Below are 22,500 nucleotides of genomic sequence, written 5' to 3'. Positions count from 1 at the left end.
TTAAAAGCCTAAAGAAATATATTTTACTTCTAAATATTCTTCAATTCCGTAATGTCCGCCTTCACGTCCAAGTCCACTTTCTTTAAAGCCGCCAAACGGCGCTTGTGGTGTAGAAGGTAGTCCATCATTTAGCCCTACAATACCATATTCTAAAGCTTCAGCAATACGAATAGCTTCTGAAATATTTTCAGTGAACACATAAGCTGCTAATCCGTAAGGCGAGTTATTTGCACGGCGAATAACTTCTTCTTCTGTTTGATACGTTGCAATTGGAGCAATTGGTCCGAATGTTTCTTCGTACATACAAAGCATGTCATCCGTTGCACCATCTACAACCGTAGGCTCAACAAAAAGTCCGCTTCCCTCTTCGCGTACAGCCCCTCCAGTCAAGACGTTTCCACCCTTTGCTACAACATCATCTAAGTGGCGCTTTACTTTTTCTAACGCTTTTTCATCGATTAAAGGTCCGATATCCGTACCTTCTTCTAAGCCGTTTCCGACTTTCAGCTGACTAACAGCTGCTGCAAACTGCTCTGCGAACGGTTTAGCAATAGACTCGTGCACGTAGATGCGGTTTGTACATACGCATGTTTGACCAGCGTTACGGAATTTAGAAGCAATTGCATTTGTTACTGCTTTATCTAAATCAGCATTTGCTGTTACGATAAACGGAGCGTGTCCTCCTAATTCTAAAGACACTTTTTTAACCGTATCAGCTGCTCCGCGCATTAATAGTTTACCTACTTCTGTAGAGCCCGTAAACGATAGTTTGCGTACGCGTCCATCTTGCAGCCACGCTTCTCCAATTGCTTTTGCATCTCCTGTAACTACATTCATTACCCCTTTTGGAATACCTGCTTCCTGCGCCAGCTCTGCTAGACGAAGAGCCGTTAGTGGCGTTTGTTCTGCCGGTTTAATAACCGCTGTACATCCAGCTGCTAAAGCTGGGGCTACTTTACGCGTAATCATAGCTGCTGGGAAGTTCCAAGGTGTAATAGCTGCCATAACTCCCACAGGCTGCTTATGAGCAAATAATCGTTTATTAGGAGAAGAAGCTGGAATTGTTTCTCCGTAAATGCGTTTTCCTTCTTCTGCGTACCATGAAACGAATCCGTTGGCATAGCCAATTTCACCTTTTGCTTCTTTAAGAGGCTTACCTTGCTCGACTGTCATGATTTCAGCAAGTTCATCGGTGTGTTCTTCGATCAGCTGATGCCATTTAAATAATAATTTACCGCGCTCTTCTGCTGTTTTTTTAGACCATGTTTGAAACGCTTCATAGGCAGCATCTGCTGCTAGCTTTGCTTCTTTTTCTCCGCCTTTTGCAACGGTAGCTACTACTTCATTTGTTGCTGGATTTACCACTTCGTATGTATCATTTGCCGAAACAAATTCTCCGTTAATATATAAGTTTGCTTGCTTCATATTTCTTCACTCCCTGCTTAAATTTATCTACTCACTGTTCGGTACTGTCCGACACATATTTTCGAATTTTACGGCTCGCTTGTGATTGACTAATACCAAGCTGTTCGGCTACTTTGTAAGATGACCTATGCTGTTCAAACGCCTTGATGACCATTTCTTTTTCCACATGTTCAATCATTTCAGGAAGCGTATGCACAGGTGGATCGATAGCAAACTCTTTTGCAAATGGCAAGTCTTTAAGCGTAATCATTTCTTCTCCTGTAACAACCAGACGCTCAATGATATTTTCCACTTCGCGAACGTTTCCTTTCCATTCCTGCCCTAAAAATGCATCTAATGCCTTTGGTGATAAGCGTACATTACGTTCGTATACCGTATTAAAATGATGAAGAAACTGATAGACAAGAGGCAGAATATCTTCTTTTCGCTCTCGTAAAGGTGGGATCGTAATTGGCACCACGTTAAGTCGATAGTACAAATCACGTCTAAACTTTCCTTCTTCGACCATTTGCTCCAGGTTTTGATTCGTAGCAGCAATAATTCGTACGTCTATTGATACTGCTCTTGTTGAGCCCACGGGACGAATTGTACGGTCTTGCAGTACATGGAGCAACTTACTTTGTGCTGAAAGAGAAAGTTCACCAATCTCATCTAGAAAAAGCGTGCCTTCGTTCGAAAGCTCAATGATCCCTTTTTTCCCTTCGCGAAATGCTCCAGTGAACGTACCGCCTTCATAGCCAAATAGCTCTGACTCAATAAGCTGTTCAGGAAGCGCTGCACAATTAAGCTCATGATACGGCTGCTGTTTTCTTGTACTAAGCTGATGAAGCAGTTTTGCTACTCTGCTTTTTCCTACCCCTGTTTCTCCAAGTAAGAGAACGGTTGTATTTACAGAAGCAACTCGTTGAATGGTTGAAAAAACTTTTTTCATCGCTTCGCTTTTTGTTACGATTCCTTCCAAATCTACGGATTCGTTTAACTCTTTTTTATAGTTTTCAAGCTGTTCTTCCATCTCTTCTACTTTTCGTTTTAATTCCATTAAGTCTGTGAGATCTCGAGAATAGCTAATAACACTTTTCAATTGCCCGTCATTAGTAAATACTGGCCTAGTCCGCACATGAAGATATCGGCCTGAGTTTGTTTTTTGAACCAATTCAATTGCTTGATTAGATTCAATCACCTTTAACGTGGCCGAAGGATAAAAGATGCCCATTTCCTGAAGTTCTTTTACGTGCTTTCCAATAAAATCTTCCACTTTCAAAGCATAATTTTTTTCACACTCTGAATTTACAACTAATACATACCCATTTGCATCAGTTACAAAGATTTCATCAAATGATGACTCAAATATATCGTAAAGTTCGTCGTTAATTTGCTGAATCTGCTTTTTATGAATGGTCATTTGAATCACCTTTTCGTCAAAAAATAATTATTATTTTATTTTATCAGAAAATGAAAAATCTATAAATAGAGTGTCCAAACATATCCATTCTTTGTGATTTATGAAGAATGAGTGAAGAGTTCTCTCTTCACTCATTCCTCAATTTCTCTTATACTTCAACCGTTTGCTGCACGCTTGCTTCTAGTGTTGCTTCAAAAATAGCTAAGCCTTCTTCTAGCTGCTCATCTGTAATAACAATCGGCATTAAGATACGAAGAACGTTTCCGAATACTCCCGCGCTAAGCAGTAATAATCCACGTTTGTTTGCTTCTTTTACGATGCGCTGTGTAAGCTCTTTATCCGCTTCTTTTGTTTCGCGGTCTTTCACAAGCTCGATAGCAGACATAGCTCCTAATCCGCGGATATCACCGATACAGTCATATTTTTCTGCTAATTTTTCAAATCGTGATGTTACCACTTTTCCAAGGTACTCACCGCGTTCATTTAGCTTTTCTTCTTCAATGATATCAAGTACAGCTAAAGCCGCTTCACATCCAAGAGGGCTTCCGCAGTACGTTCCGCCAAGCTCACCAGGATTAGATTCATCCATGATTTCAGCGCGGCCGATGACACCACTAATCGGTACACCAGCTCCTAGTGATTTAGATACTGTAATTAAATCTGGTGCAACGTCAAAGTGTTCAATACCGAAGTAGCGGCCCGTACGTGCAAAACCAGCTTGAATTTCATCTGATACAAATAAAATTCCGTGCTCTTTACATAATTGATACACTTCTTGCACAAAACGTTTACCTGGAACAATGAAACCACCTTCGCCTTGAATTGGCTCCATTACAACAGCTGCAATCGTTTCTGGTGCTACTTCTGTATTTAAGAAGTTTTTGAATTCAGTGATCATAAACTCTTCGTATGCTTCAACTGATAATCCTTGTGGGCGGCGATACTCATAAGGATATGGAGCTTTGTATACTTCAGGAGCAAACGGTCCAAATTCATATTTATATGGCTTTACTTTACTTGTCATTGTCATTGTCATTAATGTACGGCCGTGGAAACCGCGGTTAAATGAAATAATTCCTTGACGCTTTGTATATTTACGAGCAATTTTCACTGCATTTTCTACAGCTTCTGCTCCGCTATTTAAAAGTAATACTTTCTTGTCAAATTCACCAGGAGCAATTGCTGCTAGTCTTTCTGCAAGCTCTACATATGACTCATACATCATGACATTAAATCCTGTGTGAATAAAACGGTCTACTTGCTTGTGAAGCGCTTCTTTCACTTTTGGATGACTATGACCTACATTGATTGTGCCAATTGCCCCTACGAAATCAATAAACGTATTGCCATCGACATCTTTAACAATCGCCCCTTCAGCCGTATCAGCAAATGTCGGAATGCCATAACTTACACCTTTCGGAATGGCACGGTGTCTTCTATCTAATAATTGCTTTGCATTTTCTCCCGGTAAATTTGTTGCTACTTTGCTAAAAGTTTGACTCATTTTTTATCTTCCTCTCATATTAAATAATTCTTCAATTAGTTTATATGCAAAAAACGTGCCAACTTTTAAAAGGCTGAAAAATAAGCATTTTTAGATAATTCTAACGATAATTCACTTATCGATAAGTCAATATAAACTTATCAACAAGTCAAAAACGACTCTCTTTTCACATAAAGTGCAGGAATTTTATATTGCCATAAAAGGAACAAGGCTTTTATAATAAATGTATAAATATAGTAATGTTATGATTAATCTCTTTATAAAGGAGTGAAAAATATGCTAGAGGGCTGGTTTTTATGGGTTATTTTATTTTGGGTTGTCTTTTTAATGAGCATGTTTGCTATCGGCGGATTTTTTATGTTCAGAAAATTTTTAAAGCGCTTACCAAAAGAAGACGGCATGTCTGAACTTGATTGGCAAGATCACTATCTTTCCAAAACCATTCACCTTTGGTCAGCGGATCAAAAGCAGCTATTAAACGTTCTTGTTGAACCAGTACCTGAACTATTTCGCGATGTGGCCAAACAAAAAATTGCAGGGAAAATTGGGGAACTCGCACTTGAGGAACAAGCCGCCTCTATAACAGAAGACTTAATCGTACGTGGATACATCTTAGCTACGCCTAAACGTGATCATAAATTTTTATTAAAAACATTAAAAAAGCAAAAAATAGATGCCGTCCCCTATCAGCATTTATTTTAAATCAAAAAAGGTGGCTGCGTAGCCACCTTTTTTAATTTAATATCGTTGTATTTCCAAGACGATCATTGTGCAGCTTTCGTTCGAGCTTTTTGTACGATGTGTACATCGCAATGCGCCAAGGTACAATCATACCAAATGCTAAAATCCAGAACATACCGCCAAGCTGGCCAACATCAATTGAAGAACTTAAATATATTTTCATTGCAATTCGAATAATAAGCAAACCAATAATAATGAATGCAAAAGCTTTTGAACGCTTCAAGTAAATATGATCGTCACGAATTTCAAATTTAGACGTTTTAATTAACAGGATTGAGAAGATCATGCCTGCTATTAACGCCTCAAGCAGTTCTGCACCCGTTACTCGAAACATTGGAAAGATAAACATTAACGCTCCCGTACTCATAAAAAAAGGCGGAAGTATAATTTTTTTTGCATTCGTTGGTTTATCAGCAGCTTTCATTCGAACAACTAATATGAAAGAAGCCATAAAAATTGCGACAAGTGTTGAAGCAATAACCAATGAAATCCTTCCTTTACTATAGTTTAGTGTGTACTTATATTATAATCCAAAAAACATCAGAAGTAAAAGTGCAACAAAAAAACAGAAGAGGATCTCTTCTGTTTTTATTTAGTAGAGGTAATATCTGCTTTTGCTTTTTGCTTTTGTTTTTGCTTTTTCATTGCTTTTAGTAAGAACCCGCCTTTAAATTTACGCGGCTCGTATGAAATAATGAAAGCACGAGGCTCATATTCTTCAATGAATGCTAATAGCTCTTCTTCTCTACTTCTTTTTGTTAAAATGTCTAATCTATAGCGTGCACTGTCTCTTCCTTCACCTTGGTACACAGTAACACCAAAACCTTCCTGTCGAAGGCGGTTAATTAACTCTTCATTTTTGGTCATAAGGTTAACTAAGAATGTTGTATATCCGATAGCAAGCCTAGATTCGATATAACTTCCAAGTATAATTCCCACTCCAAATCCAACTGCGTATACAACCATAGCAAGCGTGCTTTGATCTCCTGAAAATACTAGGGATAAGCCAAATACATAAATTAACGCTTCAACAAATCCAAAAACCGAGGCATACATACTCATACCTTTGACTAAAAAAATTGTGCGCAGCGTCAAGATCGGTACATAGATCAGTTGCAAAAGCAAGATTAACAAAATATCTTTCAATTTATACACCTCTTTTTAACAATTAAAAATATGACGATTTCATTGTATCACTCCGTATTTATAGAAGATATAGTAAAAATAAATTTTTTCTATATATTTTTTCGAGTCATATTCTTGCTTCTTTCCTAAGAGCTAAAATGAACGTTTGGTCTTTAAAAAACAAAAAAGAACCTGCCAACTTCCAGATTCTTTTTTGTATCATTTTCCCTTTTTAAAAGCCCGTAAACCCTCCAAATACGCTCGTTGTATAAATAATAATTTTTGTCATCCAGTCAAAATATAAAATAAACCCCATGCCAATCATTGCGTATCCGCCAACTTTCATCATGGAATTCATATGTTTTTTTAACCAGTTCATTTTTCCAATAAAGAATGTCATGATAAAGAACGGAATAGAAAACCCAAGTGAATACGTTATCATGTACAAAAGACCGGAGCCTGGGTTTGTCGCTGCAAGTGCCATAACCGATACTAAAATAGGTCCCGTGCAAGGAGTCCAGCCGGCAGCAAAAGCCATACCAATAAAAGAAGAACCTAAGAGTCCAGCCGGCTTATTGGCGAATTGAACTTTATGTTCCTGCATAAGAATTCGAGGCTTAAAAATCCCTAGTACAACTAGACCAAAGAAAATAATAAGAATAGCGCCAATCTGCCGAATTAAATCCTTATAGTTAAAAAACCACTGACCAATAAAGGATGTCGCAAAACCAATCATAATAAAGATAACAGAAAATCCCAGCAGGAAAAAAGCTGTGTGAATAAAAGCTTTGCTCTGATGTGACTTAGCGCCTTCCTTTAGCTCGCTGACTGATACTCCCGTTATGTACGATAAAAAAGCTGGATACAAAGGCAAACAGCAGGGTGAAATAAACGATAAAAAGCCTGCGCCAAATGCCAAAAATAAATTTAAATCTCCCACATTTCCCACTTCCCTTTTTTGTTCTTTTTGTTCTTTTTCGTTACCATTTTGTAACCAAATTGTCTTATCTCACTTCTTTCAAATAGTACCATTATCTTGTATAATTAGGTAAACGACTTGTTAGAAGGGATACATAGCATTGGCCAAAAAAGATATTCTATTAGCGATTGAAAAGAAACGAGAAGAACTCATCCGCATAGTCCGAGTAAGTGGATTAAACTCTCCACCTGCTATTAAACATAGTCAAGAATTAGATCATTTATTAAACGTTTACAATGAATTCCCTGCTCAAACAACAGAAACAACCTCTTCATGAAGGTTGTTTCTTTTTTTCACCTTCACTCTATCAATTCTTTATAAATCTCTTTTACTCCTGTTTCTTTATTGAAATTTTCCTCTTTTTCACTGTGCTGAAGCTGATACATATTATAGTACAAACCGCCTTTATCTAGCAGTTCAGCATGCGTTCCTTTTTCGACGATTTTCCCTTTATGCAATACTAAAATACAATCGGCGTGTTGAATAGTTGATAAACGATGTGCAATCGCAATCGTTGTGCGGCCTTTTCCCATATCTCTTAACACTTCTTGAATCGCTTCTTCCGTTTCTGTATCGATATGGGCTGTTGCTTCATCAAGAATAAGGATTTTAGGGTTTCGAATCACCGTTCTTGCAAATGCTAAGAGCTGACGCTGACCGCTTGATAAAGTTGAACCTCTTTCCACTAGCACTTCATTATACTTATTAGGAAGAGCTTCGATAAATGCGTGAGCTTGCACAAATTTCGCCGCTGCTTTTACTTGCTCATCAGAAAAATGGTCTTCATGCAGCGTAATATTTCGCTTTACGGTATCGGCAAATAAAAAGGCATCTTGCAGCACCAGCCCTACCTGATCTCGAAGCTGTTTATTTGAAAAGGACGACAGTGGTTTATTATCGATCAAAATGTCTCCTTTTTGCTGCTCATAAAAACGCATTAATAAATTAATGATGGAGCTTTTCCCGCTTCCAGTATGGCCTACTAAAGCCACTGTTTCTCCTTCGTTTACCGTAAATGATATATCAGAAAGCACATCTCGAACACCGTCATAGGAAAACGTGACGTTTTTGAATTCTACCGTTCCTTTTTGTACCCCCTGCTTTTGTTCTCCTGTCATCACTGGATTTTTTTCTTCCTCATCCATCAAATCAAATACCCGGGAGGCTGATACCATCGCTTGCTGATACATAGAAAGACGCTGCATCATTTCATTAACGGGCTCAAAAAAACGATCCAAATAGTTGATAAACGCGTAAAGAACACCAATTTTAACAGGACTGTCAGCTACGGAAATGCCAAAATAACTGAGCACAAGAATAACGGCTAAAATATAAAGAATTTCGACAGCAGGCCTCAATAGCAAACCATCTAACTTAATATTGCGCATGCCCGCTTTGTAGTGCTCATCATTAATTTCTTCAAATTCCGAGCGAAGCCGCTTTTCTTGACGAAATACTTGAATAATGGACATGCCTTGCAAAGACTCATGAAGCTTGGCATTTAACTGACTTAGCTTTTCTCGGAGCTGTCCGTAGTAAATAGCGCTGTAATGCTGATAAAGCTTCATAAGTCCCCAAATAAACGGGAGAAGAACTAAACAGTAAAAAGCCAGCTTCACATCTAGCATAAACATCGCTATAAAAATACCAATCAAAAATACCCCATTTTGAATAAAAACCGCGATGACTTCTACAAACATTTCTTTCATAGCTTCCGTGTCATTTGTAATTCGAGAAACAAGGCTTCCCGTTGGCGTGTTGTCAAAAAAGCGAAGCGCCAGACGATGAACATGAGAAAAAACGTCAATTCGAATCTGCTGAATAATTTGAAGCGCAATTTTCTGAAACTGCAGAAGCTGAAAGTATTGAACGACAATTTTTAAAAGCTGTAAAAGCAAATAACTGCTTGCAAGCCACACCAGAGGCTGAAGAGGCAAATACTTAGGAGTTAAATAATCGTCAATGAAAATTTTAATCAAAATGGGCCCTAATAAATCAGCAGCCGTAGCAATTAATAATAGAGTGAACGCTAAAAAAAATGATTTTTTATGCGGAATTGTATAGTGAAACAGACGTTTATGTACCGAAGAATGCTCAATTTTCATTTTTCGTCTCTCCTTCTTCTACCGCACGTTCAAGCTGCTGTCTATCGTACATATCCTGATACCAGCCGCTCACGCTAAGCAGTTCCTCATGATTTCCTCGCTGAATAATTTTCCCTTTATCAAGGACAAGAATCAGGTCTGCATGAGTAACCGAGCTCAGCCGATGCGCTGTAATAATCGTTGTTCGATTTTGACGTTTTTGCCTCAACGCTTGTAAAATACCCGCTTCCGTTTTTCCATCTACCGCTGATAGCGAGTCATCTAAAATTAAAAGCTCAGGATCTAATAGAAGAGCTCTTGCAATCGAGATACGCTGTTTTTGTCCACCAGATAACGAAACGCCTTTTTCACCTACTATTGTTTGATAGCCATCTGTAAAATCGAGGATGTCTTTATGTACATTTGCAACTTTAGCCGCTTCTTGGATTTCTTGATTGCTTGCGTCTTCTTTTCCGAACGCGATATTAGCAGCGACTGTTGTTGAAAACAAAAAGTGATCTTGAGGAACATATCCAATGCTTTTGTACAGTGAATCAAAAGCATAATCTTTAATGTCTTTTCCTCCCCATAAAACAGCTCCGTCGCTTACATCAAATTCACGAAGCAACAGCTTTAAAAGCGTGGTTTTCCCAGCACCCGTCTTTCCGACAATCCCTAACGTTTGACCGCGAGAAAGTGTAAAGTAAATTTCGTTTAACGTGTATTCGTCTTCTTTACCATACGAAAACCTATGAATAACAGCTTCAATATTTCCTGTTGGCAGTTCAACACTAGGATGCGCTGCTTCTTCAATCGAATTTTCTTCTTTTAATAAAGAAAATACCCTGTCATATGATGCTCTTCCTCGTTCCACAATGTTAAATAGCCAGCCAAACGCGAGCATCGGCCAAATAAGAAGGCCCAAATAAGTTGTAAAGGTAACAAGCTGTCCCAGTGTTAACTCTTCACTAATCACCATCTTGCTGCCAAAAATAAGAGCAAGTAAAAAAGAAAGTGCTACAATAATCGAAATGGTCGGATCAAACAATGCATCTACTCGTGCTACTTTCATGTTCTTTTGAACAACATCTGCAGACTTCATACGAAATTCTTCGACATCAGCTGCTTCTTCCCCAAACGTCTTAATGACTTTAATTCCGCTAATGCTTTCTTGAACCTTATCATTTAAAGTAGAAAATGCTGCTTGTGCGTGATGAAACCGCGCATGAAGCAATGTACCATAGTAACTTGTTAAAACGGCCATAAGCGGCATAGGAATAAGGCAAATAAGCGTTAATTTCCAGCTGATTGTTAGGGCCATTGTGCATAGAACAAGCCCTCCTGTGACAATGGAATCCACGAGCGTCAAAACGCCCGAACCTGCAGTTTGTTGAATAGCTTGAATATCGTTTGTTGCATGGGCCATCAAATCCCCAATTCGCCGCCGCTGATAAAAGGCCTGATTCATCCTGGTAAAATGAGTGTAGAGGGTATTTCTCAGCTGCTTGGCTAGTTTAACAGATGAACCAAATATCATAATACGCCATATGTACCTTGTGAAATAGGCCACAACAGCAGCTCCTAGCAAAATGCCAACCATCTGCATTAAGCGCTTTCCATTCAGCGTCCCTTCTTTAATGCCATCTACCGTTAAACCAATAATTTTAGGCGGGAGAAGTTCTAATGCTGCCACAATAATGAGCAGCGCTATCCCCGTTATGTAAGAATTTTTTTCCTGTTTGAAAAACCACCATAACTCTCGAAAAATTTTCATCGTATCCCCCTAGCCCCACAACCATTTTCTTATCTCTATCATAAAACAAAAGACACCCTTCTGAATAGAGAGTGTCTGTCCAATTAACCATTATTTAATTTGGCCGTTCATTGCTTTCATCATTTGGTTAATTTTTTTCTGCGATGGTTTCATGCCCATTTGCATCATCATCATTTTTAACATTTGTTCATTAATTGGTGGATTTTTCTTCAGATAGCTCATCATATACTTACGAGCAATGAAAAATCCTAGCGCTATCCCAACAATTAATGCTAGAACACCAACTAGAATATACATTCCCATGGTATTACTTCCTCCTTCGTGTTGTCTAACTTACAGTGTACTAGACCATACGCTATTATACAATATTTCCGTTCCAATTTCCTTAAATAATTACACAAATTTTCTTGTTTTCACAGGCCTCAGCCAGCCGTATTCATCCGTTCCATAATTCACTGCTAAAAAACAAGGATCTAGCTTGCGTAATACTTCAAAAAAAGCTGTCTCAGCATCAACATTGCCATCTCCTTCAATTGTTATACAGCGATTCGTTAATTTTATAGATGCTCGACTTTTTTTATGAGGATATTCCAGCACAAACGTCTCTTGATGAGTAAAAAAATGAGGATAATGAGAAAACGCCTGAAGTAATTCTCGTTGAATAAATGAATTGGGCAGTTGGCGAGTAATGTAATGAACTTGTTTTTGTAAATGCGTTTCCTGCAAGTGACGTTTCATTTTATATTCAATCAGCAGCTGATAAATGAGCTTTTCTCTTCGAAAATAGGATGATGCAACTTCTTCCTCCATTAAATATACTTCATACGTTCTCACGATTCATCCTCCCTTTCGGCTCGTTCTTTTTTGTACCATTATACCGAATGGTGTACGCAATGCTTGTCTATCGATGAAAAAATTTCTTTGTTTTTTTGTCGAAAAAAAAGAGCAGACCATAGGAGTCTGCTCTTTCTTGTGAAAAAGAATTATGCATTAAGCAAGCTTTTCACTTTTGCTACTACATTTTCAACTGTAAAACCAAATTCTTTCATGATTGTTTCACCAGGAGCAGATGCACCGAAGTGATTAATACCAAGAACTTGTCCCTCGTCTCCAACATAGCGTTCCCAGCCAAGTGTAGAAGCCATTTCAATACCTAAACGTTTTTTCACTGATTTAGGGATAACACTTTCTTTGTACTCAGCAGATTGCTCTTCGAAACGGTCCCATGCAGGCATACTTACTACAGATACATCAATGCCTTCTGCAGCTAATGCTTTTTGTGCTTCTACTGCTAGGCTTACTTCAGAGCCTGTTGCAAGTATTAATGCATCCGCTTGGTCTTTACCAGCTTTAGATACAACGTACGCGCCTTTAGACACGCCTTCGTATGCATTTTCTTTTGTACCTTCAAGCGTTGGCAAGTTTTGACGAGTCAATACAAGCGCCGTTGGGCGGTCAGTTGATTCTAATGCTAAGCGCCATGCAGCAGCTGTTTCATTTGCATCTGCAGGACGAACCACTGAAAGACCTGGCATTGCACGAAGTGATGGCAATTGTTCAATTGGCTCATGTGTTGGGCCGTCTTCTCCAACTGCGATACTGTCATGTGTGAATACATATGTTACAGGAAGCTTCATTAAAGCTGCTAAGCGAATTGCTGGGCGAAGATAATCAGAGAATACAAAGAATGTTCCTCCGAATACTTTTACACCGCCGTGTAGAGCCATACCGTTTAATGCAGCTCCCATTGCAAATTCACGTACACCGAACCAAATATTACGTCCGCTGTAATCAGCTGCAGTGAAGTCTTCTGAACCTTTAATCATTGTTTTATTTGACCCAGCTAAGTCAGCTGAACCGCCGAAGAATTGAGGTACAGCTTGTGCTACTGCGTTTAATACTTCTCCAGAAGAAGCACGGCTAGCTAAGCTTGAACCCGTTTCGTATGCTGGAAGCGTTTCTTCCCAGCCTTCCGGTAACTTTCCTTCTACTGCTAGTTCAAATTGACGACCTAGTTCAGGATATTTTTCTTTATACTGTGCAAATACATCGTTCCATTCGTTTTCTTTCTTTTGGCCATCTTCAGCAATTGTAGCTTTGAAGTGAGCATACACTTCTTCTGGCACATAGAAATCTTCTTCAAATGTCCATGCATAAGCTTCTTTTGTTAATTTTGTTTCATCGGAACCTAATGGAGAACCGTGCACGCCAGAAGTACCCGCGTGGTTTGGAGAACCAAATCCGATTGTTGTTTTTACTTCAATTAGCGTTGGGCGTGTTAAATCGCCTTTTGCTTCTTCAATTGCGTTTGCAATCGCTGTCAAGTCATTGCCGTCTTCAACGCGAATTACTTGCCATCCGTAAGCCTTGAAACGATCTTCTACGTTCTCAGAGAACGAGCGATCTAAATCTCCGTCTAAAGAAATATCATTTGAATCGTATAAAACAACTAAGCGTCCTAATTTTAAGTGTGCCGCTAATGAAGCTGCTTCAGCAGATACACCTTCCATTAAGTCTCCGTCACCACAAATACCATACGTAAAGTGGTCTACAATTTCTAAACCTTCTTTGTTGTATGTTTCAGCTAAATGACGTTCTGCCATTGCTTTACCAACAGCCATTGCAATACCTTGTCCTAGTGGACCAGTTGTTGCATCAACACCTGCTGTATGACCGAACTCTGGATGACCTGGTGTTTTGCTTCCCCATTGACGGAAGTTTTTAAGGTCTTCAATTGATAAGTCATATCCAGCTAAATGAAGCAAGCTGTATAATAGTGCCGATCCGTGTCCTGCTGATAATACAAAGCGGTCACGGTTGAACCAGTTTGGATTCTTTGGATTGATGTTCATAAATTTTGTCCACAATGTATATGCCATTGGAGCAGCTCCCATTGGCATACCTGGGTGACCTGAATTTGCTTTCTCAATCGCATCGATTGATAAAGTACGAATTGTTGCAATCGAAAGATCTTCAATACGTTGTGTCATACTCTTCATTCCTTTCAAAACTATGTACATATGTTATCATACTAATGATTTGCTTATTTGTACAATACTTGAACCAAAAAAATTTCCACTTTTACAGTTTTTGTGTGCCTTATTAAAAATATACAAAAAACTAGAGGGAACTCTCCCTCTAGTTTTACTAGAACGTCTTAGTGAAGACGCTTCTTTTTGCTCTCTTTTAACTTCTTAGGCGTAACATCTTTACCTTCCTCGTCCACAACTTTAATCGTATGAAGGTGGTTTGTCATAGATTGTCGGAAAACTTTTAAATATTCCTGACGTAGCTCTTGCTGTTCTTTCGCTTCAGATTCTGTCAGACCTTCAGCCTTTGCCTTTTTTGAAAGAGCATTAATACGAGCAAGTTTATCTTTTGATAGCATATAAAACCTATCTCCTTATAATCAATAATTAAAATTACCGAACCGTTCCGGCAACATGTAGTCATCTTACTAAATCTCTTTCGTTTTATCAAGAGATTGAGCACTCTCTTGATACTCTTGATAGCGACGATGTACCGTTGCTTTTGAAATATTATAACCAAAACCTTTTAGCGTAACTGAAATTTCAGCAAAGGTTAAGCCGTTATGACGAAGGCGGACAATTTCTTCAATCGGCGCTTCTTTTTTTTCTCTTCCTGAGTTAACTCCTTGATTTTTTAAATTTTGCTGCGGACGATAACCGTTTTCTACGGCTCTTTTCATTCCTCTTTTAATTTTAGCGTTATGTAATTTCCGCTGATGCTCTTCCACTAAGCTAATAATATCTAACACCATCGAATCAGATTCTGAAAGCTGAAGCTGACCTTGATGACTAATCGTATAGATCGTAGCATTTTCTTTATGAAAAGCATGAAGAAGCGCAATTCGGGCATTTCCTCTGCCTAATCGCGTTTCGTCTTGAATGAGCAGCACAGATATTTTTTCTTCTTTCATTGTATGAAGAACATCCAATATACCCTCTCTGTCTACGTCATATCCGCTTGCTTTTTCCATTACGACTTTTTTTACGTTTAGATGGTGAAGATCAGCAAGCTTTTTTAATTCTTCTTGCTGGCGCTGTAAAGATGTTTCTTGGGTTTTTTTATCCGTACTTACACGGCAATAAATAATGGCGTCCACTTTTATCACGACCTTTTCGGCTTCTAACAATATTCAGGAACGGCCGTTACACACTACTGTTCAATTGCCACTTGATTATGTAACTCTTTTTTTAAAACAGGAATATATAATTTATCTCCAGGAGATAAAGACTGGGCAGTGTCTGAGTTTAGATCATTGACGTCTTCAACCCATTTGACAAATTCATTGGTGGTCAAATGATGGTGATTATGATACTTGTTGGACAAGTCCCAAAGCGTATCTCCTTTTGTAATAGTAACCGTTGAATATTTGTCTAAATCTACTTTATCCGCTCCTAAAACCAGCGTCAATACATATGTAAGTGCAGCGATAACTGCAAAAAAAATAGCGTAATGTTTCATAGAATGTAAGAATTGGTGCATATTATGATCCCCCTATCAGAATATATGTTCTTATTTTATTGAGAACATTTGTTTCTGTCAATGGAATTCTTCGAACTTATGTTTGTATATTGACACATCACGTGGTATAATTCACCTAAAGAATAGCTAAAATCGAGGTGAAAAATATGAAGCTATCAAAACGTCAACAAGACATACTAGATTTTATTAAGCACGAAGTAAAATTAAAAGGTTATCCGCCTTCTGTTCGTGAGATTGGGGAAGCGGTGGGATTAGCCTCTAGCTCCACTGTACACGGGCATTTAGCTCGTTTAGAAAGTAAAGGGTTAATTCGCAGAGATCCAACAAAACCAAGAGCAATCGAAGTTCTTCAACTAGACGAAGTAAACATCCCTAAAAGCAATGTCATTAATGTTCCTGTTATCGGTAAAGTAACAGCGGGTCTTCCTATAACAGCCGTTGAAAATGTGGAAGAATATTTCCCTCTTCCAGATAAATTCGTTTCTCCAGATGATCATGTATTTATGCTTGAAATTATGGGAGAAAGTATGATTGAAGCAGGTATTCTAGATGGCGATATGGTAATCGTACGTCAGCAGCAAACTGCTAATAACGGAGATATTGTGGTCGCTATGACCGAGGACAACGAAGCAACGGTAAAACGTTTCTTTAAAGAAGAAAATTTCGTTCGTTTACAGCCTGAAAATTCAACGATGGCGCCTATTATTCTTCGCCACGTAACGATTTTAGGAAAAGTCACTGGTGTATATCGCACGATTCACTAATCACACACTGTATGTAAAACCAACTAATCATGATGTTAGTTGGTTTTTTACGTTTGTTTTCTAAAAAAATTGGCATATTATAAATGATACGTCGAATCATTACAGGCAGGTAGAGCGGTTTTTATAAAGCCTGTTTTACCTTTTACTTTCTGTCTGCATTTTTTCGACTCTCAAAAAAAATACAACCGACTATAAGAAGGATGTAGTTTATGACCAATACACCAAGGAAAACAGAACCATTTCAAACTATTATGCCTACCAAAGCAATGAACATGTTTCTTTTTCCTTTTTCCTTTGATCGAAAAAATAAAGAGCAGCTTGTTCATGCACTAGAAGCAAATATGTTTGAGTTTTTTTCCATTCAAAACAAACATGTAGAAAAAGAATACTACGGAGAACAGTATTACGTATCTCATGATAGCTTGGATCAATATTTTCTTCCTTACATTGAATGTATTCTATTTCCTGATTCGTGCGAAAAAGAAGGCTTGCTTCGATTTTCAAAAAAAATAGACCATACCGTTACGCTACAAACTTCCTCCACCACCGTGTCTAGCAACGTGCTGTCTGTGGATGTTTTTTTATGTCCTTTTGAAATTGGGGTCATGACCATTCGCACTGAGATGAGTCATAATCATTACACCTATGATGACATTTTAGAATTCATGAATCATTTTCGTGTATTAGAACCGAAGCTTGCTGAAGAGCATGGATCCACCATTACCTATGAACATCATCGCTATAGCAAAGTACAGGATTATATTTTTTCACAGCTCGCGCCATTTTTGAACGAACACATCAAAAAAGAAGCGACGCGTGAACAGCACGTCGGGAGTCTTCCTTATTTTATCGATGAACGGATGTTTGTATTAAGTTATGTAACGGTAAATCAAGAGCAAGAGATTAACTCCACAACTTTATTTCGTACTGGGCAGCTAAATAGCTATACGCCTGACGGGAAACCGTTTATCTCTGCACACAACCATGAGTATATTAAAACGTATAATACCAAACACGTGTATTCCAGATGGGCTCCTGAAACCTATTACGTTATAACAGACCATGTGTTTTCGTGTATTTCTAAATCGACAGACTCTAAAACGGATCAGCTTTTGATGAATCATCTATTTGGCCAACATTACTATAATTTATTTTTGCATTTTTTCTATAAAATCGTGTTGCTAAAACTATCCTATGAGTATTCTCAGCTCACGTTTCATAAAAATTCAGAGGGCATCGAGCGACTAATTCGCTCTATTACTGTATTTTCAGGTAAATATTTATTTTTAGAAATTAGCTCTCGCACGGAAGGTCAAGAGTTTTCTGAGCTCTTTAAAAAAATCTTCCACATCAATTCTCTTTATCAAGAAGTCAAAGAAACCCTTGGTACTTTGTATCAAAATCAAGAGAAAATCGCGGCCAAGCGTCACAATTACTTATTATTAATTTTAACGATTTATACCGTTCTTTCCGGTATTTACGGAATGAATTTAGTTATTAGCAAGCTAAAGGGAAACATCAATTGGGATAGTATGAAGCAGTTTTCTATCTTTGAATATATCGCTTTAATAGTAGCTTTATCAGGAATTCTGATCAGCATTAGTCTCGGAGTGAGTTCCCTATGGAATTTATTAAAAGATCGATTTAAAACATAAAAGCTGTTCGCATCAGAAAATACATTATAAAAAAGAAGAGATTGAGACATAACTAAACCAAGCAAGTCTAAAGGGAAACAAATGAAATAAATAAGCTAGCAGGGATTGCTTGTGACATCGCAGTTGATTTCCGTGCAAGACTTCGCTTTCCGCGGGCGGCCGGTGAGCCTCCTCGTCGCTTGCGCTCCTGCGGGGTCTCACCCCTTCCGCTTTTCCCGCAGGAGTCTTCGTCTTGCCCTCCAATCAACTGCTGGAAAGAACTAAACAAATGAAACCTACGTGCACCATAAAAAACGAACCACTAATCAAACAAACATGATGATTAATGGTTCGTTTTTCGCTTCGACTAAAATCCTTTTTTCCCAACCTCTTTTATCTATTACTAAATCACTGCCTACTCCACTGAACCTTTTATTACACGTTGTGCCGCTGTTGTAATTTCAGAACAATCTAACATTATACTCTATAAGAAAAATATATACAAAATAATAAAATATGGTATCATAGGGTAGGAATTTTGTACCTTATCTTTGAAATAATTTGCAGGAGGTAATATGCTTAACTCATTTTTATCCAAAAGCCTGATTCTTTTATGTGTCATGATTCTTACATGGTCTCTATGGGGCAGTTATAGTGCGATGACAAATTCATTGGACTTAAAAGGCTTGGCTTTAAGTAATTCATTTATTATTGAAGGAATATGTATCACTTTCCTTGTCATTTTTCTAATAGCTATTGCAAGTAGATACATGAACAAAACTGTTTTTTTTATTTCACTGATTGTTTTGACCTTAGGTGTTCGATTAGCATGGATGCTTTCTGTTCAAACACCTGTAAAATCTGACTTTCTTGTCATGTTAGATGCCGCACGTAATATCGCAAAAGGAAATTATGAATTTAACCAAAGCGTTTATTTCACTACATGGGTATATCAGCTAGGCTTTTCATTCTATGAATCTATTGTTATTCGCTGTTTTGGAGATAGCATTTTTACATTAAAATTGTTAAATATTTTTTATTCTACTGGAACCGTTATTTTTATTTATCTAATTGGCGCTAAAGTATTTAACGAACTTGCTGGGAGAATGGCAGCTTTCCTATATGCGTTCTACATTCCGAACATTCTCTACAGCTCAGTGTTAACCAATCAGCATTTAGCTACTTTTTTATTTTATGCAGCTTTTTACCTTATTATAAAAAGATTTGCTCATAACAAGTTTAGCTGGCTTTATATTGGTCTTCTATTGTCGTTAGGAAATTTAATGCGCCCTCTGGGACCCATTATTATCGTTGCTGTTTTCATTTATTTCATCTTGCAAATTCTTCAACCTTACATTAAAGCGAAGGATGCTGCTGAGTTAAAAACTCGTCGAAAGAAAATAGGAAAAAACCTCGTAGGCGTACTGGCTACTTTTTTTATTGCAAATGCGCTGATCAACTACTCTTTTGTAGCGAGCGGTATTTCTAAATATCCTTTAAGTAACAGAGATCCTTTATGGAAATTCGTTATTGGCTTTAATTATGAAACAAGCGGTTCTTATTCTTCAGAGGATGCTAGTCGTTTTATGGGTATGCCAATTGGAGAAAAACGAGCTGAAGCAGAAAAAGAAGTAATTAAAGAGCGAGTAGCAGATAAAGAGCAACTTTTAGATCTCTTTCACATTAAATTCCTGAATATGTGGGGAGGAACGGATGCATCTACATTTTGGAGTATTTCATTAACTCCTCAAGAAGATGTACCTTTTAATAAAGAGAAATTAATTAGTGCTGCTCAAAGTTATGAAAGAATCATTTACGTTTCAACTACTATTATTTCCATTATTGGACTTATATGTTTATTCCTGAAGAAGCAGGATAAATATCCGTATACACTGTTTTTGTTACTAATCATAGGATACGTTCTTATTCACTTGCTTATTGAAATTCAAACTCGCTATCGATTCTTTATTTTCCCAAGCTTTATGCTGCTCGAAGGGTTTGGTATTTCAGTGATTCTATCTTATTTACTAGTACGGTTTACTAAAAATAAGACCCAGGCAAAATGTGAAGAGATAAATTAAATGGAAGGGATTATGCAACCGTGATAAAATTCCTGAAATTCGGATTTGTAGGTATAATGAATACCCTGCTCACTATTATCAGTTACTTAGCACTGATTCATTTTGATATGAATTATATATTGGCTAACGTACTATCCTATTTCATTGGCGTCATAAACAGCTACTATTGGAACAAATCGTGGGTGTTTCAAGCAACTGTACATAAATGGATGTTAGCTCAATTTTTCATCGTAAACCTTATTACTTTAGCAATTAATACATCTTGCTTATTCCTTCTTGTACACTATACACCTGCTAATCCGATAATTGGACAACTGTTGTCTACTTGTATAGGAATGTTTTTTAATTTTTTTCTTAATAAAATATGGACGTTTAAGCACACAAACAATCACTCGATAGGAGGTAAAGCATGAAAGAACTAATTTCAATCGTGGTACCTATGTATTTTGAAGAAGAAGTAGCTAATGAATGCTATAATCGCTTGCTTTCCGTCATGCATGAAAATCACATTAACTATGAATTCATTTTCGTCAATGACGGCAGTACAGACCGAACAATTGAAATCTTAAAGGACGTAGCAGCTATGGATTCTAACGTAAAAATTATTGATTTTGCCCGTAATTTCGGGCACCAAACTGCCGTCACAGCAGGTATTGACTATGCTCAAGGTGATGCTATCGTAATTATTGATGCTGACTTACAGGATCCGCCTGAAATGATTCCTGAATTAATTGCTAAATGGCAGCAAGGCTATGAAATTGTATACGCAAAGCGCAAGAAGCGAAGCGGAGAGACCTTTTTTAAATTGACAACGGCTAAGTATTTTTATCGCTTTTTAAATTATATGTCCGATATTGAAATCCCAAAAGACACGGGAGATTTTCGTATTATCGACCGAAAAGTTGCGGACGTATTCAAAAAAATGACTGAACGCAATCGTTTCGTAAGAGGAATGATGTCTTGGGTCGGCTTCAGGCAAACATATGTAGAATATGAGCGCGATGAGCGTTTTGCTGGTGAAACAAAATATCCTTTAAAAAAGATGATCAAGTTTGCTTCAGATGGAATTATTGGGTTTTCAACGAAACCTTTACGTTTAGTAATGGTTATTGGCTTGTTATCAGTTTTTGTATCACTTCTCGTTTTAAGTTATTCGATTGTTGTTTGGCTGATAGGTGAAAATATTCAGCCTGGCTGGACTTCGATTATGGTAGCTATCACTTTCTTTAGCGGTATTCAGCTACTTGGTTTAGGTCTAGTGGGACAATACATCGCAAGAATTTACGATGAAAGTAAAAATAGACCTATTTACGTTGTACGTGAAACTATTAACTTTTCTGCGGCTTCAACAGATTCTCAAAACGTGCGTGAAAAAGTATATAGCTAAAAAAACAAGGAAGAAAACAACTGTTTTCTTCCTTGTTTTTTATTCTTTTTGAAGCTGTAAATCGCTTGTCACCCAGTCAGGAATTCCATCATCTTCATCAAATTCAATAATGACATCCGTTATTCCTTTTTCCTGTAAAATACGATTTTCGAGACGATCTTTAATATCATCCGCTTCTGCTACTGTTAAAGAAGGATCAATTTCTACTTTTAATTCAACGTGAAGCTCTTCTCCTTCTTTCATCACCATTAACGTTTGAATATCACGCACTTGTACATCTTGCATAACAATGGCGCCAATTTTCATTTCCATTTCTTTATCTGCTTCACCAAGCGCTCCGGCAGCGTTATCTAAAAATACTCGTCCTACTACAAAAAACATCATAAGACCAATTAGCATAGAAGCAATTCCTTCAGCTTGATGAAAAGGCGTAAACCGCGAAATAAAAACGGCGATTAAAGCCAATACGCCTCCTCCAGTAGCTACCAGATCTTCCATAAAAACAAGCTTAGTTGCTGGCTTTGCTTTCTTTAGATGAACAAAGCTTTGCGTAAAAACATTGACCTCTGCAGTATTCATTCCGACATCGTGCAAAATTTCTTTCATTGCCTTAAAGAGGACAAACATCTCAAGTAATACCGAGATGCCAAGTACTGCAATATTTAAAATAAAGCCTGAAGATTTCGTCGGATGAAGAATATGATGATACCCTTCTTTAATCGTTTCAAATGCCATAATTCCTACTACAAGAACCGCCCCTAATAAAACGAGATTAACCAATCGTCCAAATCCGTTTGGAAATCGTTTGGTCGGAGCTTTTTTGCTTAATGCTGAACCTATAAAAACAAAGAACTGATTTGCTGCGTCCCCTAAGCTGTGCATCGTTTCAGCAAACATCGCTACATTTCCCGTTAAAGCAAAAGCAATCCCTTTAATAATGGATATAATGGTATTAACTATAGCGGCCATCATGGCCGATTTATTTCCTTTTCGCAATAACTTAATTAATTCACTCATGCAATCCCTCCGTTTGTGCCTTTGATGAGATTCAATTATGGTTAGTGTATGTGAATTTAAAAATTAAAAACCTC

23 protein-coding genes are annotated in these 22,500 nt (G+C 37.7%); 7 read left to right on the top strand and 16 right to left on the bottom strand.

The genetic code is table 11. From position 1 onward, the window contains the following. From ACWATA_RS04245 to gabT, 3 genes are all read right to left on the bottom strand, one after another. Window positions 1–1,425, bottom strand: coding sequence for an NAD-dependent succinate-semialdehyde dehydrogenase (locus tag ACWATA_RS04245; RefSeq protein WP_028411357.1), 1,425 nt, complete (start codon window positions 1,423–1,425; stop codon window positions 1–3). Window positions 1,426–1,456: 31 nt separating this feature from the next. After that, entirely contained in the window at window positions 1,457–2,827 is a 1,371-nt protein-coding gene (locus ACWATA_RS04240; RefSeq protein ID WP_028411358.1) for a sigma-54 interaction domain-containing protein, read from the bottom strand. A gap of 148 nt (window positions 2,828–2,975) precedes the next feature. Then, entirely contained in the window at window positions 2,976–4,331 is a 1,356-nt protein-coding gene (gene gabT, locus ACWATA_RS04235) for a 4-aminobutyrate--2-oxoglutarate transaminase (RefSeq protein ID WP_473049586.1), read from the bottom strand. A 276-nt stretch (window positions 4,332–4,607) separates the two neighbouring features. Here gabT and ACWATA_RS04230 point away from each other — a divergent pair, with 276 nt between their 5' ends. Beyond that, window positions 4,608–5,033, top strand: coding sequence for a DUF2621 domain-containing protein (locus ACWATA_RS04230; RefSeq protein ID WP_028411360.1), 426 nt, complete (start codon window positions 4,608–4,610; stop codon window positions 5,031–5,033). Between the two features lie 31 nt (window positions 5,034–5,064). Here the strand turns inward: ACWATA_RS04230 and ACWATA_RS04225 are convergent, their stop codons facing one another. The 3 genes from ACWATA_RS04225 to ACWATA_RS04215 form a co-directional block, all read right to left on the bottom strand. Beyond that, window positions 5,065–5,556 (bottom strand): CcdC family protein, encoded by a 492-nt coding sequence (locus ACWATA_RS04225; protein WP_013084715.1) that lies wholly within the window; start codon window positions 5,554–5,556, stop codon window positions 5,065–5,067. A 104-nt stretch (window positions 5,557–5,660) separates the two neighbouring features. Beyond that, window positions 5,661–6,218 carry a DUF2179 domain-containing protein gene (locus ACWATA_RS04220; RefSeq protein ID WP_013058767.1) on the bottom strand — a complete coding sequence of 186 codons (558 nt, stop codon included), beginning with the start codon at window positions 6,216–6,218 and terminating at the stop codon, window positions 5,661–5,663. Between the two features lie 211 nt (window positions 6,219–6,429). Then, window positions 6,430–7,137, bottom strand: coding sequence for a cytochrome c biogenesis CcdA family protein (locus tag ACWATA_RS04215; RefSeq protein ID WP_473049585.1), 708 nt, complete (start codon window positions 7,135–7,137; stop codon window positions 6,430–6,432). A 139-nt stretch (window positions 7,138–7,276) separates the two neighbouring features. Here ACWATA_RS04215 and ACWATA_RS04210 point away from each other — a divergent pair, with 139 nt between their 5' ends. After that, window positions 7,277–7,453, top strand: a complete 177-nt coding sequence (locus tag ACWATA_RS04210) for an aspartyl-phosphate phosphatase Spo0E family protein (RefSeq protein ID WP_013084718.1) — start codon at window positions 7,277–7,279, stop codon at window positions 7,451–7,453. Between the two features lie 22 nt (window positions 7,454–7,475). Here the strand turns inward: ACWATA_RS04210 and ACWATA_RS04205 are convergent, their stop codons facing one another. The 8 genes from ACWATA_RS04205 to yneA form a co-directional block, all read right to left on the bottom strand. Then, window positions 7,476–9,281, bottom strand: coding sequence for an ABC transporter ATP-binding protein (locus ACWATA_RS04205; protein ID WP_367076872.1), 1,806 nt, complete (start codon window positions 9,279–9,281; stop codon window positions 7,476–7,478). Next, entirely contained in the window at window positions 9,271–11,034 is a 1,764-nt protein-coding gene (locus ACWATA_RS04200; RefSeq protein ID WP_367076871.1) for an ABC transporter transmembrane domain-containing protein, read from the bottom strand. The genes ACWATA_RS04205 and ACWATA_RS04200 overlap by 11 nt, the downstream gene beginning before the upstream one ends. A 90-nt stretch (window positions 11,035–11,124) precedes the next feature. Next, a complete protein-coding gene (locus ACWATA_RS04195) occupies window positions 11,125–11,337 on the bottom strand; it encodes a YneF family protein (RefSeq protein ID WP_013058772.1) in 213 nt (70 codons plus the stop codon). A 90-nt stretch (window positions 11,338–11,427) separates the two neighbouring features. Beyond that, on the bottom strand, window positions 11,428–11,868 hold the full coding sequence (gene sirA / locus ACWATA_RS04190) for a sporulation inhibitor of replication protein SirA (protein ID WP_028411364.1): 441 nt from the start codon (window positions 11,866–11,868) through the stop codon (window positions 11,428–11,430). Window positions 11,869–12,017: 149 nt separating this feature from the next. Beyond that, window positions 12,018–14,024 carry a transketolase gene (tkt, locus tag ACWATA_RS04185; protein WP_013058774.1) on the bottom strand — a complete coding sequence of 669 codons (2,007 nt, stop codon included), beginning with the start codon at window positions 14,022–14,024 and terminating at the stop codon, window positions 12,018–12,020. 167 nt (window positions 14,025–14,191) lie between these two features. Then, window positions 14,192–14,422, bottom strand: coding sequence for a DUF896 domain-containing protein (locus tag ACWATA_RS04180; protein WP_013058775.1), 231 nt, complete (start codon window positions 14,420–14,422; stop codon window positions 14,192–14,194). A 69-nt stretch (window positions 14,423–14,491) separates the two neighbouring features. Further along, window positions 14,492–15,160, bottom strand: a complete 669-nt coding sequence (locus tag ACWATA_RS04175) for a YneB family resolvase-like protein (RefSeq protein WP_028411365.1) — start codon at window positions 15,158–15,160, stop codon at window positions 14,492–14,494. A 53-nt stretch (window positions 15,161–15,213) separates the two neighbouring features. Continuing rightward, window positions 15,214–15,543, bottom strand: coding sequence for a cell division suppressor protein YneA (yneA, locus tag ACWATA_RS04170; protein ID WP_028411366.1), 330 nt, complete (start codon window positions 15,541–15,543; stop codon window positions 15,214–15,216). A gap of 146 nt (window positions 15,544–15,689) precedes the next feature. Here yneA and lexA point away from each other — a divergent pair, with 146 nt between their 5' ends. Continuing rightward, entirely contained in the window at window positions 15,690–16,307 is a 618-nt protein-coding gene (lexA, locus tag ACWATA_RS04165) for a transcriptional repressor LexA (RefSeq protein ID WP_013058778.1), read from the top strand. 209 nt (window positions 16,308–16,516) lie between these two features. Beyond that, window positions 16,517–17,962, top strand: a complete 1,446-nt coding sequence (locus tag ACWATA_RS04160) for a magnesium transporter CorA family protein (RefSeq protein ID WP_034270839.1) — start codon at window positions 16,517–16,519, stop codon at window positions 17,960–17,962. Between the two features lie 67 nt (window positions 17,963–18,029). On the opposite strand, the gene ACWATA_RS04155 is transcribed toward ACWATA_RS04160, so the two are convergent. Next, a complete protein-coding gene (locus ACWATA_RS04155) occupies window positions 18,030–18,230 on the bottom strand; it encodes a hypothetical protein (protein WP_223546232.1) in 201 nt (66 codons plus the stop codon). A 286-nt stretch (window positions 18,231–18,516) separates the two neighbouring features. On the opposite strand from ACWATA_RS04155, the gene ACWATA_RS04150 reads away from it, so the two are divergent. From ACWATA_RS04150 to ACWATA_RS04140, 3 genes are read left to right on the top strand one after another with little or no spacing between them, the layout of a single operon-like run. Next, entirely contained in the window at window positions 18,517–20,022 is a 1,506-nt protein-coding gene (locus ACWATA_RS04150) for an ArnT family glycosyltransferase (RefSeq protein WP_311264940.1), read from the top strand. Between the two features lie 20 nt (window positions 20,023–20,042). Further along, on the top strand, window positions 20,043–20,435 hold the full coding sequence (locus ACWATA_RS04145; protein WP_028411369.1) for a GtrA family protein: 393 nt from the start codon (window positions 20,043–20,045) through the stop codon (window positions 20,433–20,435). After that, on the top strand, window positions 20,432–21,409 hold the full coding sequence (locus ACWATA_RS04140; protein WP_155017477.1) for a glycosyltransferase family 2 protein: 978 nt from the start codon (window positions 20,432–20,434) through the stop codon (window positions 21,407–21,409). The genes ACWATA_RS04145 and ACWATA_RS04140 overlap by 4 nt, the downstream gene beginning before the upstream one ends. A 39-nt stretch (window positions 21,410–21,448) precedes the next feature. Here the strand turns inward: ACWATA_RS04140 and ACWATA_RS04135 are convergent, their stop codons facing one another. Continuing rightward, complete coding sequence (locus ACWATA_RS04135; RefSeq protein ID WP_028411371.1) at window positions 21,449–22,426, bottom strand: cation diffusion facilitator family transporter; 978 nt, start codon at window positions 22,424–22,426, stop codon at window positions 21,449–21,451. Window positions 22,427–22,500: the final 74 nt, after the last annotated feature.

The organism is Priestia sp. USM5, from assembly GCF_058323215.1.
The sequence above is the reverse complement of the archived record's forward strand: the minus strand, read 5'-3'. Positions and strand labels throughout refer to the sequence as shown.

Coding starts and splice junctions, on each gene's coding strand:
- ACWATA_RS04140 (WP_155017477.1), top strand. CDS start 20,432: ATGAAAGAACTAATTTCAATCGTGGTACCTATGTATTTTGAAGAAGAA.
- ACWATA_RS04230 (WP_028411360.1), top strand. CDS start 4,608: ATGCTAGAGGGCTGGTTTTTATGGGTTATTTTATTTTGGGTTGTCTTT.
- ACWATA_RS04160 (WP_034270839.1), top strand. CDS start 16,517: ATGACCAATACACCAAGGAAAACAGAACCATTTCAAACTATTATGCCT.
- ACWATA_RS04150 (WP_311264940.1), top strand. CDS start 18,517: ATGCTTAACTCATTTTTATCCAAAAGCCTGATTCTTTTATGTGTCATG.
- yneA (WP_028411366.1), bottom strand. CDS start 15,543: ATGCACCAATTCTTACATTCTATGAAACATTACGCTATTTTTTTTGCA.
- gabT (WP_473049586.1), bottom strand. CDS start 4,331: ATGAGTCAAACTTTTAGCAAAGTAGCAACAAATTTACCGGGAGAAAAT.
- ACWATA_RS04180 (WP_013058775.1), bottom strand. CDS start 14,422: ATGCTATCAAAAGATAAACTTGCTCGTATTAATGCTCTTTCAAAAAAG.
- ACWATA_RS04205 (WP_367076872.1), bottom strand. CDS start 9,281: ATGAAAATTGAGCATTCTTCGGTACATAAACGTCTGTTTCACTATACA.
- ACWATA_RS04240 (WP_028411358.1), bottom strand. CDS start 2,827: ATGACCATTCATAAAAAGCAGATTCAGCAAATTAACGACGAACTTTAC.
- ACWATA_RS04200 (WP_367076871.1), bottom strand. CDS start 11,034: ATGAAAATTTTTCGAGAGTTATGGTGGTTTTTCAAACAGGAAAAAAAT.
- lexA (WP_013058778.1), top strand. CDS start 15,690: ATGAAGCTATCAAAACGTCAACAAGACATACTAGATTTTATTAAGCAC.
- tkt (WP_013058774.1), bottom strand. CDS start 14,024: ATGACACAACGTATTGAAGATCTTTCGATTGCAACAATTCGTACTTTA.
- ACWATA_RS04245 (WP_028411357.1), bottom strand. CDS start 1,425: ATGAAGCAAGCAAACTTATATATTAACGGAGAATTTGTTTCGGCAAAT.
- ACWATA_RS04135 (WP_028411371.1), bottom strand. CDS start 22,426: ATGAGTGAATTAATTAAGTTATTGCGAAAAGGAAATAAATCGGCCATG.
- ACWATA_RS04195 (WP_013058772.1), bottom strand. CDS start 11,337: ATGGGAATGTATATTCTAGTTGGTGTTCTAGCATTAATTGTTGGGATA.